The 14,387-nt window shown below is 34.8% G+C and carries 13 protein-coding genes; 11 read left to right on the top strand and 2 right to left on the bottom strand.

From position 1 onward, the window contains the following. Positions 1–62: 62 nt before the first annotated feature. Together hchA and BJS11_RS04685 are read right to left on the bottom strand one after the other, a co-directional pair. Positions 63–938: a glyoxalase III HchA gene (hchA, locus tag BJS11_RS04690; RefSeq protein ID WP_069995410.1), complete on the bottom strand. Its 876-nt coding sequence runs from the start codon at positions 936–938 to the stop codon at positions 63–65. 156 nt (positions 939–1,094) lie between these two features. After that, entirely contained in the window at positions 1,095–2,072 is a 978-nt protein-coding gene (locus BJS11_RS04685; protein WP_069995411.1) for an NAD(P)H-quinone oxidoreductase, read from the bottom strand. Positions 2,073–2,185: 113 nt separating this feature from the next. On the opposite strand from BJS11_RS04685, the gene BJS11_RS04680 reads away from it, so the two are divergent. The 11 genes from BJS11_RS04680 (at position 2,186) to BJS11_RS04630 (ending at position 13,997) form a co-directional block, all read left to right on the top strand. After that, a complete protein-coding gene (locus tag BJS11_RS04680) occupies positions 2,186–2,524 on the top strand; it encodes a MerR family transcriptional regulator (RefSeq protein WP_069995412.1) in 339 nt (112 codons plus the stop codon). A 921-nt stretch (positions 2,525–3,445) separates the two neighbouring features. After that, positions 3,446–4,291, top strand: a complete 846-nt coding sequence (cntK, locus tag BJS11_RS04675) for a histidine racemase CntK (protein WP_069995413.1) — start codon at positions 3,446–3,448, stop codon at positions 4,289–4,291. 9 nt (positions 4,292–4,300) lie between these two features. Continuing rightward, positions 4,301–5,125, top strand: coding sequence for a staphylopine biosynthesis enzyme CntL (gene cntL, locus BJS11_RS04670; protein ID WP_069995414.1), 825 nt, complete (start codon positions 4,301–4,303; stop codon positions 5,123–5,125). Further along, positions 5,118–6,437: an opine metallophore biosynthesis dehydrogenase gene (locus tag BJS11_RS04665; protein WP_069995415.1), complete on the top strand. Its 1,320-nt coding sequence runs from the start codon at positions 5,118–5,120 to the stop codon at positions 6,435–6,437. Before cntL ends, BJS11_RS04665 begins: the two co-directional genes overlap by 8 nt. A 30-nt stretch (positions 6,438–6,467) precedes the next feature. Further along, entirely contained in the window at positions 6,468–8,063 is a 1,596-nt protein-coding gene (gene cntA, locus BJS11_RS04660) for a staphylopine-dependent metal ABC transporter substrate-binding lipoprotein (protein WP_069995416.1), read from the top strand. A 17-nt stretch (positions 8,064–8,080) separates the two neighbouring features. Then, positions 8,081–9,016 (top strand): nickel/cobalt ABC transporter permease, encoded by a 936-nt coding sequence (gene opp1B / locus BJS11_RS04655; protein WP_069995417.1) that lies wholly within the window; start codon positions 8,081–8,083, stop codon positions 9,014–9,016. Next, the gene (gene cntC / locus BJS11_RS04650) at positions 9,016–9,879 is read left to right on the top strand and encodes a staphylopine uptake ABC transporter permease subunit CntC (protein ID WP_069995418.1); all 864 of its coding nucleotides are present in this window, start codon (positions 9,016–9,018) and stop codon (positions 9,877–9,879) included. Before opp1B ends, cntC begins: the two co-directional genes overlap by 1 nt. After that, the gene (gene cntD / locus BJS11_RS04645; RefSeq protein ID WP_069995419.1) at positions 9,876–10,691 is read left to right on the top strand and encodes a staphylopine uptake ABC transporter ATP-binding protein CntD; all 816 of its coding nucleotides are present in this window, start codon (positions 9,876–9,878) and stop codon (positions 10,689–10,691) included. Before cntC ends, cntD begins: the two co-directional genes overlap by 4 nt. Then, entirely contained in the window at positions 10,684–11,433 is a 750-nt protein-coding gene (locus BJS11_RS04640; RefSeq protein ID WP_069995420.1) for an ABC transporter ATP-binding protein, read from the top strand. Before cntD ends, BJS11_RS04640 begins: the two co-directional genes overlap by 8 nt. Before the next feature lie 30 nt (positions 11,434–11,463). Beyond that, positions 11,464–12,696 carry a staphylopine family metallophore export MFS transporter CntE gene (cntE, locus tag BJS11_RS04635; RefSeq protein WP_258953788.1) on the top strand — a complete coding sequence of 411 codons (1,233 nt, stop codon included), beginning with the start codon at positions 11,464–11,466 and terminating at the stop codon, positions 12,694–12,696. A 95-nt stretch (positions 12,697–12,791) separates the two neighbouring features. Continuing rightward, positions 12,792–13,997: a GTP-binding protein gene (locus BJS11_RS04630; protein WP_069995421.1), complete on the top strand. Its 1,206-nt coding sequence runs from the start codon at positions 12,792–12,794 to the stop codon at positions 13,995–13,997. Positions 13,998–14,387 lie beyond the last annotated feature (390 nt).

Raw genomic sequence — 14,387 nt, 5'->3', positions numbered from 1 at the left:
TCTACGAAGCATTTTTCATTTTACTTCTAGTATCATAGGATTACAATAAATAAGCACCTTTATTATTTATTAACAGCATTTACTAATGCATCTGCAGCAAGTAATCCTAACTCATTAGATGCTAAAGGACTATCTCCGGTTAATAAATTGCGGTCTTGATGTGTCATCCCTGTCATTTCTTCATTTACAACTTTAAGACCTTGCTTACTTAAAAGGTCGGCCACAAGCCATTTTAATTTACCAGGTAGGTAGCCAATGTCTAAGTTTGCGCCTTCATCTAAAGCATCTGGGAACACACATACTGAGTAACCTTTAAATGGAGACTCTTTTCTATCCATAGAGGCAGATAATAATGCTGCTGGTCCATGGCATAGAGTAATAATAAATTTATCATATTCTAAAGCCCAATCCAATGTTTTTTGAACGTCTTTACTTTCTGAAATACCTACTACAGCTGCGTGGCCACCAGGTATAAAAACAGATAGATAATCTGAATTAGAGCCTAAATCATTATTTATAACATCAGATAAAACTTTAGGTTGTTTGAGTTTATCCTTTAATTTTTCGTAAGTTTGTAATACAGCTTCGTCTTGGTTAGGCATTGCCCATAATTCTAATTTCACAGGGTAGCCTGAAATTGTCGCTACATCAACTTCAAAACCAGCTTCCATTAAATGATGTAATGGTAACAACATTTCAACAGGATGATTCCCTGTAGAAAACATTTTACCATTTTCTAATAATAAGTAACGTTCTTCAGCTGCGATCATTAGTATTTTCCATTTACCTTCTGTATAAGCGTTTTTATGTTTTACACCGTCAAAGTCCGTCTTAGGTGCCGTATATTGGCTTAGTGAATAAGGTGAAGGAAAAAAAGCATTTTCTTCTGCTTGGTCTGGTGTAGGATTTTTACTTAGTTTATTTACATCTTTTGTCATAGTAATTCCTTCTTTCTTTTTTATTAATCTAAAAGTTTTAATTTCTTTGATATGTTTATTTTAACACTTAAACCATACTTTAATGAAAGGAAAATAACTTAAATATCTAGTAGTCTTTATCATCTATTTAGTAAGGCTCATTTGAGTATTACATGTTTACAGGACTAATATTATTTTTCCACTGTTTTTATTTTCTGCCATATAAGTGTGTGCGTCTTTTATATCTTCTATAGTAAATATACTGTCAACGATAGGTTTTATCTTTTTTTGTTCGAATAATATTTTGGAGTCGTTTAGGAAATCGTCTTTTAATTTTGATTTGTATTCATCGCTTCTTGGTGTTAGAAGCGTACCTGTAACTTGAATTCTCTTTTGAAGCAGTGCTTGTAAATCAAATTCTTTAATAATTGTTCCACCTAATATTCCAATTAATACAAGCCTACCATCTATAGATAAACTATTGACGTTTTGTTGCCAATAAGGTGCTCCTATAAAATCTAAAATTATGTTAACACCTTCATTTTGCGTTAGATTACTGACCTCATCTTGGAAGTTTTGTCTTTTATAATTAATTAAATGGTTGGCGCCTAAAGATCGAGTTAATTTTAATTTTTCATCAGAACCAGCTGTAACAAAGACTTCTACGTTTGTTCTTAAGTTCTTAATAAGTTGAATAGCAGCTATTCCTACACCACTTGCACCAGCATGTATGAGAAGTTTTTCGTTGTCTTTAACACCAGCAAGCCAAAATAAGGTTTGGTACGCTGTCAAAAAAACCTCTGGAATGGCGGCTGCTTCCTCAAAGCTCAAATTATCTGGTATATCCATTACAAAAGATTTATGCATAATGACATACTCGGCATAACCTCCTCGGTTTACTAAGCCCATCACTTTTTTTCCAATAGGGATATTCACATTTCCACCTATATCTTCGACTATTCCTGAAACTTCAACGCCTAAAATTTTCCCAGTTAAATCTTCTAAAGTACCTTCTCGACTTACTATATCAGTTCTATTAACTGCTGCCGCTTTAACTTTCACAAGTATCTCATTGTCTTGTGGTACAGGTTTTTTAACGTGAGTTAATTTCAATTGTTCTACACCACCAGGTTTATTTAAGACAACCGCTTTCATTTAAGCCCTCCTTTATCATTTAATTAAAGCCATTTGATTCAAATAATTGTAATTTTTTTTATAATTTTAATATAATACTTAAACCATACTTTAAGTAAAGGGAAAGGTATCGAATGAATAAATTTACTATAGATGATTTGTCAAAAAAGCTAAACATTAGCAAAAGTAAGCTACGTTATTACGAAAAAATTAAATTAATTGAGAAAATAGAAAGAGATGAAACTAATAATAGAGTATATAGCGAAAAAGATTTTGAATTAATTAATTTAATAGTATGTATGAGAAATCTTGGTATAAGTATTAAGGAAATAAAGAAGTATATAGAAGATAGTCTAATAAGCGATTACTCTTTAAAACAAATATTACAAGAACACAAAAAAGCTCTAGAAATCAAAATAACAGAATATAAAAAGTATATTCAAAATATAGACAACAAAATAGGTAATCTTTAAAATATTTGAATTGTCTAAAAAATGTAAGTAGATGTGTTTTGAGATTATGTACTCTTCTCATTGATTGAGTAAATTAATTTCCATATACCAAGTAAAGTTATAGGTAGATGACCATACATTTTTAACGAATGAACATGTCGTTGAAAATGCGAAAGGTCAAAATGCTAATACTAAATACGTGACTTTAGATTTGAACTGTGATGGTAAAAAATTCCGTATAAATTTCATGCAACTCAAATAAAGAAAGTGACTTCTTACGATATTGTTATAGTTCATGCGAAAGAAAATATGAGTAAGATTGCAAAGGTAAACCCATTAAAACTTGCAAGTAACTCTAAAATTAGCAAACTAAAATTCAAAGACAAATTTTATTCAGTTGGATATCCATGGCATGGTGATGATAATATCAAATCTTACTGAAATCAATTGCTTTATTTGTAAAAGTCTCTAAATAAAGCAGAAACTATGACTAAAGATAAATTCTGTTCTGGTTCCTCTGGCTCAACAAGGATTAATAGAAATTTTGAAGTTGTTGGACTACCTGCGTATGCTACTACGTAAAAGGTAATTCGACATTTACTTATGCTAAATAAGGAGTTTCAGGTAGAGAATCACTATATGAATATTTTCAAAAATTTATTAAACAAAAATTTAAAGTAGCTTTCAAAAATACCCCAAATGTTTGGTAGCAAATACTAAACTTTTGGGGTATTTTTATTACTATTTATTGCTTTTTAAATGCATAAAGGACATTATATATAACTTGAAAAATTTTAAAAATTCATTATTTATTCATATTTAATATTATTTTGGTAATTGACTTTATATTTTTAACGTTATAGTATATATTACAAATCGTAACGATTATTATTATCAATTAGAACCAACAAAATTTTTAATACAAAAGGAAAGGAATCATATATGACCAAAAGGCGTGTACAGTTTTCAAAATATAATCCGACAGGCAATATGACCGTACTTGTACATTCTGAACATAATAGAACCGAATATGCAGAAATCGCGAATCAAATGATGCAAACATCACATGTTTGTTGTGAACAAGTTGGTTTTATTGAATCAGTGCGATTTGAAAATTGTCAAAACTTCAAATTAGTAATGAGTGGTAATGAGTTTTGTGGTAATGCGACGATATCATTTTTACATTATTTAAATGAACAGCACTTAATTAAAGCAACTGAACAACTAAACGCATTAAAACAGCATACACTTCAAATTCAAGTATCGGGGCGTTCAGATTTAGTGGATTGTAAAGTTCACAATGACGGTTATTATGAAGTATCCATGCCACAGCCTCAATGTGTGGATCAAGTTCAATTAACACTTCGTAATCAAAGTATCACAGCCACTCGAATTAACTATGAAAGTTACCTTCACTACGTTATTCCAATCGATCATACTTCCCAAGAGTTACAGCAAGAAATAGAACAATTTGTAAGAACGACGCAATGGGAGCAGTCACTCAAAACGATTGGTATTATGCTTTTCAATAGAAAGGAGCAATATTTATCGCCATTAATTTATTTACCGGAAGTACAAAGTATTATTTGGGAAAATAGTTGTGGTTCAGGGACAGCCTCAATCGGTATTTTTGAAGCTTATCATACAAAAAGAGCAAGTGAATCTTTAGTGGTACATCAACCAGGCGGACATATTATAGTATCTACAAATTTTGGTGGAAACAATTACCACACAACAATAAAAGGAAAAGTTACATCCGTAGCAACTGGAACAGCATACATAGAATAGGAGACACAAATGACTAAAACAAATTCTAAGATAAATATTAGAGAAAAATTAGAAATCTATCTCAATGAATTTGAAATTCAATATGAGGAAGTAGTAACAAACAGAAAAAATATACATAAATTAGAAGCACTTATTGAATCATATAGTGACTTCATTTTGAATCAAAGTTATCAACAAGCATATTCTGCATGGTTAGACACGCAAGAAAAAGATCATCTAACGCATCGTCTTGCGGATATTACTGCAAAAAGTGTGAAACAGATGGAGATATTAAGGGCGCAGCGTTTATTAGACGGAAAGATGTCTACATCACAGTATTTTGAGAATATTGAGCATTGTATCAACGAAGAATTTGGACAATGCAAAGTAACAGCGAATGACACGTTATTACTGGTAGGATCGGGTGCATATCCAATGACATTAATTCAAGTTGCAAAGGAAACTGGAGCCAAAGTGATTGGTATCGATATTGATGAAACAGCAGTAGAGTTAGGCCAACAGGTAATTAATATGCTCGCCCCAGAAGCAAATATACATATAACAAATCAAACAGTAGACCAACTTGAAGATATTTCAGCAGTTACACACATTATTTTTAGTTCTACTGTACCAGTGAAATATCAAATATTGGATCAATTATATGATTTAACTAACGAACATGTCGTGGTTTCTATGCGCTATGGAAATGGATTTAAAGCCTTGTTTAATTATCCAACAGAGGAAACAAATTTTGAAAAATGGAACTGCGCGCATAGACAATTACGTTCTAACCAAATTTTTGATATTGCACTATATCGCAAAGTAATAACTAAGGTTGGTGTAAGGGATGTCTAATATCTTAATCGCAGGGACGGGTCCTGTTGCAGTTCAACTTGCCTATATTTTTACAACTGAACAGCAGAATCAAGTGGATATGGTAGGTCGTACCAAGAGCTCAAAAAAATCTAAAAGGTTTTATCAAGCCTATCACCAACATCAACAACAATTAGAGGTCACAGTGCAAAATGAGCAACATAAAGCTCTCGCAGGCCAATTTAAAATTCGGCAATTGTATGCGAATTACAGTGATTTGAATCAAAATACTAGTAAGCATCGATATGACACATTAGTTTTGGCATGCAACGCGAATGCATATACATCAGTTATCCAGCAAATGCCACAAACAGTACTCGAAAATTTGCATCATATCATATTAATTTCGCCAACAATTGGTTCTCATATGATTGTGCAACAGCAATTAACCGGAATAAATGCAGATGTTGAAGTTGTTTCTTTTTCCACTTATATCGGTGACACACGTGTGACTAATGAGGTAACACCACACCAAGTCATGACGACGGGGGTTAAGAAACATGTGTATATCGGTTCTACAACCAACAAGAAAGATTCAGATTTTATGGTGATGATGCAAAGGTTATTTGAGAACGTCGATGTGTGTTTAATAGCGCTAGATGCTCCTTTAATGGCAGAATCGCGAAATAGTTCATTATACGTGCATCCTCCGTTGTTTATGAATGATTTTTCATTAAATGTCATTCTAAATGGCAGTGATGTACCCGTATATGTCTATAAATTATTTCCAGAAGGTCCGATTACAATGAATTTAATTCATGAAATGCGGCTATTGTGGCAGGAAATAACTTTAATTTTAGAAAAATTGAATGTACCTTCCCTAAACTTATTGGAATTTATGGTGAAAGAGAATTATCCGGTGCGAAAAGAAACATTTAGTGAACAAGAGATTAAAAATTTTCAAAAATTACCGGCTATCCATCAAGAATATCTATTGTATGTGCGTTACAGTGCTATTCTAATAGATCCATTTTCGAAGCCAGATAGCAACGGGAAATATTTTGATTTTTCTGCGGTACCATTTAAGCAAATTTATCAAAATGATCAAGGAATGCTGCAAATGCCACGCATGCCTTATGAAGATTACTATCGAACAACAATTATTCGGCAAATTGGTGCGTTAGTAGGTATTGAGACACCCATGATAGATCGATTGTTACAACGCTATGCATTACATATATCAAAGTTTGTAGAAGTACATACGGAATTTGAATATTCAGAGCAGTTTCAGATTAAACACTTTGAAGCGGATGTCTATTTAATAAACAACTATCTAAAAAATGTTTCACATTAAACAAAAATTTGAAGAGAAAGAGGCAACGATATGAACAAAATTTCAAAAATGAGCGCAATCGTCATCGCATCTGGCTTAATTTTAGCGGGATGTGGTAATAACGGCGCAGAAGAACAAAAAGATAAAAACCAATTAACATACACGACTGTTAAAGATATTGGTGACATGAATCCGCACGTATATGGTGGTTCAATGTCAGCAGAAAGTATGATTTATGAACCACTCGTTAAAAATACAAAAGATGGTATTAAACCATTATTAGCAAAAAAATGGGATATTTCGAATGATGGGAAAACGTATACGTTCCATTTGCGTGACGACGTTAAATTCCATGATGGTACACCTTTCGATGCTGATGCAGTAAAACAAAATATCGACGCTGTTCAGCAAAATAAAGATTTGCATTCATGGCTCAAAATTTCGACACTCATTGATAATGTAAAAGTGAAGGATAAACACACGGTAGAAATCAATTTAACAGAAGCCTATCAACCAGCTTTAGCTGAATTAGCAATGCCACGACTATATGTGTTTGTTTCACCTAAAGATTTTAAGAATAATACGACAAAAGACGGCGTAAAAGGTTTTGATGGGACAGGACCATTTAAATCAGGCGAACATAAAAAAGATGAGTCAGCTGAATTTGTGAAAAATGACAAATATTGGGGAGAGAAAGCTAAATTAAATAAAGTGGTCGCTAAAGTTATGCCAGCAGGTGAGACATCATTTTTAGCGATGAAGAAAGGCGAAGCAAACTTTGCATTTACGGACGATAGAGGTACGGATAGTTTAGATAAAGATGCTTTGAAGCAACTGACTGAAAGTGGTGACTACAGAGCGATGCGTAGCCAGGCGATGAACACGAAAATGATTGTCGCGAATTCTGGTAAAAAAGACAGTGCTGTAAGTGATAAGTCAGTGCGACAAGCGATTGGTCACATGGTAGATCGCGATAAGATTGCTAAAGATATATTAGACAACCAAGAAAAGCCAGCAACTCAGTTATTTTCAAAAAATGTGACAGACATAGATTTTAATTTGCCATCAAGACAATTTGATACGAAAAAAGCAGCTACGTTATTAGATCAAGCAGGTTGGAAAATGTCTGATAAAGCAGGTGTTCGTCAAAAAGATGGTAAAGATTTAAAACTTGCAATGTATTATGATAAAGCGTCTGCAAGTCAAAAAGAGCAAGCTGAATTTTTACAGGAAGCATTCAAAAAAATAGGTGTTACGTTAAATATTAATGGAGAAACATCTGAAAAAGTGGCAGAACGTCGTAGTTCAGGAGATTACGATCTAATGTTCAACCAAACATGGGGGTTATTATATGATCCTCAAAGTACAATGGCAGCATTTAAATCAAAGAATGGTTATGCAAGTGCAACCTCAGGCATAGAAAATAAAAAAGTATTGTACAACAATATTGACGAAGCCTTTAAAATGCAAGACCAACAGCAACGTTCCAATGCTTACAAAGGTATTTTAAAAGAATTGGACGATGAAAGTATCTTTATACCGATTTCTCATGGGCGTATGACAGTTGTAGCACCGAAAGATTTAAAAGGCTTGTCATTTACGCAGTCACAATATGAATTACCATTCAACGAAATGCAATATAAATAAGGGGCGTTTTCATAACAATGTTCAAATTTATATTTAAGCGAGTTCTGTTTATGTTTCCCTTGTTATTAGCGGTCAGCTTTATTACTTTTGGACTTACCTATCTTACGAATGAAAATCCAGCCGTGGCAATTTTACATGCGCAAGGTGCACCAAATATAACACCACAACTTATCGATGAAATTAATGCACAGTATGGTTTTAATCAGCCGTTGTTAATTCAGTATTGGCAATGGCTCGTACAAGCAGTTCAGCTTGATTTTGGAACAAGTTATATCACAGGAGATTCTGTTGCCGGAAGGATTGCGCCTGCATTTTTCAATACACTTAAACTCACAGTTGTTGCGAGTACAGCGATTATCTTCACATCGATTACTTTAGGCGTGGTGAGCGCTTATACAGCGGGTAGACTACCCGACCGTATGATACGTTCACTGGCTTTCTTCCTGACAGCATTACCTTCGTATTGGGTGGCATCAATGTTCATTATTTACTTTTCAGTCAAGCTGAATTTGCTACCAACGTCTGGGTTGAACGGAATTGAAAGTTATATTTTACCAGTAACCGTAGTGACGTTGTCCTACGCTGGGATTTACTTTAGAAATGTGAGAAGTTCCATGGTTGAACAACTCAACAAAGATTATGTTTTATATTTAAAAGCATGTGGCGTAAAGTCATCAACGGTGATGTGGCATGTGCTGAGAAATGCGTTGCAGGTTGCAGTGTCCATATTCTGTATGTCTATACCAATGATTATGGCTGGTATGGTCGTCATTGAGTATATTTTTGCGTGGCCTGGTTTAGGTCAACTCAGCTTGAAAGCAATTCTTGAACAGGATTTTCCGGTAATTCAAGCATATGTACTCATTGTAGCTGTATTATTTATCGTCTTTAATACCTTAGCTGATGTCATTAATGCATGGCTTAATCCTAGGTTAAGAGAGGTGCACAAATAATGATAAAACGTTTATTGAACAATAAATTAGCAATGGTGGCAATTGTAATTATCGCGCTATATATTGTGTTAGGTATTGCGGCACCAATAATAACGCCTTATCACCCAAATAGTATTAATGTATCCAATAAATATGCAGAGATGAGCTTACAACATTTATTAGGGACAGATCATTTAGGTAGGGATATTTTAACGCGCTTGATTTATGCAATTCGACCGAGTTTATTGTATGTATTTGGCGCGTTATTTGCATCAGTAAGTATAGGGGCAACAATGGGCTTCATCTCAGGCTATATGAAAGGTTATGTTGATACTGTCATTATGCGTCTTTGTGATATCATGTTGGCCTTTCCGAGCTATGTTGTAGCACTTGCGCTTATCGCATTGTTAGGGGCAGGCGCTGAAAATATTATGCTAGCGTTTATACTGACACGTTGGGCTTGGTTCTGTCGGGTGATTCGAACAAGTGTCATGCAATATACTGCTGCTGATCACGTTAAATTTGCCAAGGTCATCGGTATGAAAGATTCAAGCATTATCATAAAAAACATATTGCCATTAACATTAGCAGACATTGCAATAATTGCGAGTAGTTCTATGTGTTCAATGATTTTACAAATATCAGGGTTTTCATTTTTAGGATTAGGAGTGAAGGCACCAACAGCAGAATGGGGAATGATGCTTAACGAAGCACGAAAAGTCATGTTTACACACCCAGAAATGATGTTTGCCCCAGCTATTGCGATAGTCATAATTGTCATGTCATTTAACTTTTTATCAGATGCGCTACAAGTTGCGCTTGATCCACGTATTGAATCGAAGAAAAATGTGAATCCAACGAAAAAGGGTGTGATGCCGTCATGAGTTTATTAACAGTAAAACAATTGAATATTACGGATACACAAACACACCAACAACTGGTAAATGGCATTCATTTCCAACTAGAAAAAGGAGAAACCCTAGGCATCATTGGCGAAAGTGGCAGTGGTAAGACAATTACATGTCGAGCGATTATGGGATTGAACGACCCACGCTTACAGGTTGAAGGACAAATTTATTTTGATGGTGTAGATTTATTGCAATTACCTAATCAATTGTTGCGTCAGCGTCGTGGTGGTGACATTGCAATGATTATGCAGCAAGGTAGCAGGGCATTTGACCCATCTTCAAAAGTAGGTAAGCAAATGTTTGAAACGATGGTCATGCATACAGACCTTTCTAAAAAAAGTATTGAAGCGGTGCTTATTAAATATATGCAATTTATGAAATTGAAGGATCCTGAACAAATCCTGCAGTCTTATCCTCATATGCTGTCTGGCGGTATGTTACAGAGACTGATGATTGTGCTCGCATTAGCGCTAAAGCCCAAACTCATCATTGCGGACGAACCGACGACAGCACTAGATACGATTACGCAATATGATGTGCTTGAGGCATTTTCAGATATAAAAAAGCAAATTGATTGTGCGATTATCTTTATTTCGCATGATTTAGCAGTCATTAATAAAGTTGCGGACAAAATCATGGTGATGAAAGCGGGCGTATGTGTAGAGTCGGGGCCAAAAGAAGCGGTGTTGTTTAGCCCACACCATGATTATACAAAGTATCTATTATCGACAAAGCAAAAAATCAATCATCATTTTAAGTTGATTATGCGAGGTGAAGGCCATGCTTAAAGTATCCGTGATTGACAAAAGTTATAAGCGAACACAGTTCTTTGGTTCACAGAGAAAACAGATTATTCAGGATGTGCATTTTGATTGTCCTTCTAACACAACACTTGGGATTATTGGTGAGAGTGGTAGCGGAAAAACAACTTTGGCTCGTATGATACTAGGTATTGAGAAGCCGGATAAGGGTAGCGTTACGTTAGACGGCAAGCCCATTCATCGACGAAATGCTCGAGAAAATAAAATAAGTGCAGTGTTTCAGGACTACGTTTCGTCATTACACCCATTTCACACAGTACAAAAATTACTTTATGAAGTTTTGGCTTTTAGTGGAGAGGTGTCTAGGGGAAGTCTTAAAGAGAAAAGTATACAGTTATTAAAAGAAGTTGGTTTGTCTGTAGCATATTTAGACAAATACCCTCATATGTTGTCTGGTGGTGAAGCACAACGTGTAGCAATAGCACGTGCAATTGCATTAAAGCCCAAATATATTGTTTTAGATGAAGCAATTAGCTCATTAGATATGTCAATTCAGACACAGATTCTAGATTTACTCATAAGACTGCGTGAGACTCGAGAACTTAGTTTTATTTTTATCACACACGATATACAAGTTGCGACCTATATTTGTGACGATCTAATTATTTTTAAAAATGGCACGATTGAAGCTCAAATGACACCGAAGGAATTATATAGTACCGAAAATACATACACACGGGAACTGATAGATAAGCAGCTATCTCTTTAGAACAAGGAGTTGAAAATTTTGAATAAGAAAATTCGCAAAGGGACAGATGTTAATGAGAGCAATGAACAGCCCCCTCTTGTTAAAACGGCCTTGTCATGGCAATTTTTAAGATTGTATATTTTGACGCTAATGTTTTTCAGTGCTAATGCCATTCTAAATGTTTTTATTCCACTCAGAGGTCATGATCTCGGTGCCACGAACACTATCATCGGTGTGGTTATGGGTGCCTATATGCTGACAGCAATGATATTTCGTCCTTGGGCAGGACAAATTATTGCCAAAATAGGTGCACTTCAAGTACTGAGATTGATATTAGTGATTAACGCGATTGCTTTGATTATCTATGGCTTTACAGGGTTAGAAGGTTATTTTATCGCACGTGTAATGCAAGGTGTTTGTACAGCTTTCTTTTCTATGGCATTACAAATAGGCATTATCAATGCTTTGCCTGAAGAACAACGTGCAGAAGGTGTTTCACTCTATTCATTATTCTCTACGATTCCGAATTTAATTGGGCCTTTTATTGCAGTAGGTATATGGCAGATGAACCAAATCAGTTTGTTTGCGATTGTAATGATAATGATTGCACTTTCTACTACATTTTTCGGTTATCGAATTACTCGAAATGCACCACGTCCAGAATCATCAAATAAAATTGAGCCAACCTCTTTTAATGCAATCACCGTATTTAGTCAATTTTTCAAAAATAAAGAACTATTGGTTTGTGGAACGATAATGATAGGTGCATCAGTAGTGTTTGGTGCAGTAAGTGTATTTATCCCGCTGTATACTATTCAAGGTGGTTTCGCTAATGCAGGTCTATTTTTAACAATTCAAGCAATTGCGGTTGTCGCTGCCCGCTTTTATTTAAGAAAATGGATACCTTCTGATGGGCAGTGGCATGTGCAATTTATGATTATTGTATTATCGTTACTCGCTATGGCATCATTTATAGTCGCGTATGGCCCATACTTACCAATAACATTATTTTATGGCGCAGCGATATTGATAGGTATGACACAAGCACTTGTATATCCAACTTTAACAACATATTTGAGCTTTACCTTACCTGAGAATGGAAGAAATATGTTGCTTGGTTTATTTATTGCTTGCGCAGATTTAGGTATCTCATTAGGTGGTACTGTAATGGGCCCAATATCGGACTGGTTTGGATTTACCTGGATGTATATCATCTGTGGTTGTCTGGCGATTTGTATGGTGTTTATGAGTTTATTTGTTAAAAAAGCGATGATATTAAAATAGAAATGTACAGATTCCCTAGTTGACTTGACTTCTTAAGGAATTAAGGTTAAATTATAAAACGTAATAATTACGATTTATAAAAGGGAGCTATTTTAATGCATAAAATTCCAGTTACAGTACTAAGCGGTTATTTAGGGGCGGGCAAGACAACATTACTTAATCACATTTTAAAAAATAGAGATAATCGAAAAATTGCAGTTATTGTTAATGATATGAGTGAAGTGAATATCGACAAAGATTTAATAGCTGATGGTGGCGGTATATCAAGAACTGATGAGAAACTTGTAGAATTATCAAATGGCTGTATTTGTTGCACGTTGAGAGAAGATTTGTTGAAAGAAGTTGAGCAGTTAGTGAGGAAAGGCAATATTGATAATATTGTGATTGAATCAACTGGTATTTCAGAACCTGTACCAGTAGCACAGACATTTTCATATATTGATGATGAATTGGGTATCGACTTAACGTCCATCTGTCAGTTGGATACGATGGTAACCGTGGTCGATGCGCATCGTTTCACACATGATATCAACTCGGAAGATTTATTAAATGATCGTGACCAAGGTGTAGATAACGCAGATGAACGCTCAATTGCAGATTTATTGATTGATCAAGTTGAATTCTGTGATGTTTTAATATTGAATAAAACAGATTTAGTTACTTCTACGGAACTTGCTAAGTTAGAAAATGTTTTAAAGCAATTGCAACCCGAGGCGAAATTAATTAAAAGTGTGAATGCTGAAGTACCATTAAGTGAGTTATTGGACACAGGCCGTTTTGATTTTGAAAAGGCGAGTAATGCAGCTGGGTGGATTAAAGAATTAACAGAAGGCGGTCATGCAAATCATACGCCAGAAACCGAAGAATACGGTATCAGCTCATTCGTATATTCAAGAAGATTGCCTTTTCATGCAGAACGCTTCCATGCATGGCTAGAAAATATCCCGGGAAATATTGTCCGTTCTAAAGGAATTGTGTGGCTCGCGCAATACAATCATGTTGCATGTCTGTTATCTCAAGCAGGTTCCTCGTGTAATATTAGCCCGGTAACTTATTGGGTTGCAGCAATGCCACAAGAACAACAACGACAGATTCTTCAAGAGCGACTAGATGTTGCAGAATCGTGGGACATTGAATATGGAGATCGAAATACGCAGTTTGTAATTATTGGTACGGATTTAGATACAGAAAAGATCGAACGTGAACTTGATGCCTGTTTGTTAAAGCATCATGAAATAGAAGCGGATTGGAGCCAGTTAGCTGATCCATATGATTGGGTGATTAATAGTAGTGAAAACTGAATGAAAAATTTTACAATGGCCTTAGTCAAAAAATAGTCCTCTGATCGTAATCGTCTACTAATATGTATGAAGATAATCTAGTTATACGCCCAATTTCTTCATTCTAGAAGTATAGTTAAATTGGTCATATTCAGCAAAATAATTGTCATTACTCTTATGTCTACTTATTTCTATAGAAAGTTTTGAAATTGAATGATTTAGTCTTTTTACATATAGTTCTTAAAGATATTAGAGCCTAGGACATAAATTAAGACGTCTTAGGCTCGTTTTCAATTAGGCAGTAGATGACTGAATTAAAAATGTGAAGGTTCACTGATGAATTCATTAAGTTAGTGAGGCTTATGCATGAGTTTCAGCTCAGATAAACGTTTCAATTCTAGTCACCCATGC

It is taken from the genome of Staphylococcus caeli, from assembly GCF_900097965.1.
Taxonomy (GTDB): Bacteria; Bacillota; Bacilli; order Staphylococcales; family Staphylococcaceae; genus Staphylococcus; species Staphylococcus caeli.
Note: the sequence above shows the minus strand (reverse complement) of the source record. Positions and strands in the feature narration are given on the sequence as shown.

Excerpts from the sequence above, each read along its gene's own strand:
- hchA (WP_069995410.1), bottom strand. The coding sequence starts at position 938 with ATGACAAAAGATGTAAATAAACTAAGTAAAAATCCTACACCAGACCAA.
- BJS11_RS04685 (WP_069995411.1), bottom strand. The coding sequence starts at position 2,072 with ATGAAAGCGGTTGTCTTAAATAAACCTGGTGGTGTAGAACAATTGAAA.
- BJS11_RS04680 (WP_069995412.1), top strand. The coding sequence starts at position 2,186 with ATGAATAAATTTACTATAGATGATTTGTCAAAAAAGCTAAACATTAGC.
- cntK (WP_069995413.1), top strand. The coding sequence starts at position 3,446 with ATGACCAAAAGGCGTGTACAGTTTTCAAAATATAATCCGACAGGCAAT.
- cntL (WP_069995414.1), top strand. The coding sequence starts at position 4,301 with ATGACTAAAACAAATTCTAAGATAAATATTAGAGAAAAATTAGAAATC.
- BJS11_RS04665 (WP_069995415.1), top strand. The coding sequence starts at position 5,118 with ATGTCTAATATCTTAATCGCAGGGACGGGTCCTGTTGCAGTTCAACTT.
- cntA (WP_069995416.1), top strand. The coding sequence starts at position 6,468 with ATGAACAAAATTTCAAAAATGAGCGCAATCGTCATCGCATCTGGCTTA.
- opp1B (WP_069995417.1), top strand. The coding sequence starts at position 8,081 with ATGTTCAAATTTATATTTAAGCGAGTTCTGTTTATGTTTCCCTTGTTA.
- cntC (WP_069995418.1), top strand. The coding sequence starts at position 9,016 with ATGATAAAACGTTTATTGAACAATAAATTAGCAATGGTGGCAATTGTA.
- cntD (WP_069995419.1), top strand. The coding sequence starts at position 9,876 with ATGAGTTTATTAACAGTAAAACAATTGAATATTACGGATACACAAACA.
- BJS11_RS04640 (WP_069995420.1), top strand. The coding sequence starts at position 10,684 with ATGCTTAAAGTATCCGTGATTGACAAAAGTTATAAGCGAACACAGTTC.
- BJS11_RS04630 (WP_069995421.1), top strand. The coding sequence starts at position 12,792 with ATGCATAAAATTCCAGTTACAGTACTAAGCGGTTATTTAGGGGCGGGC.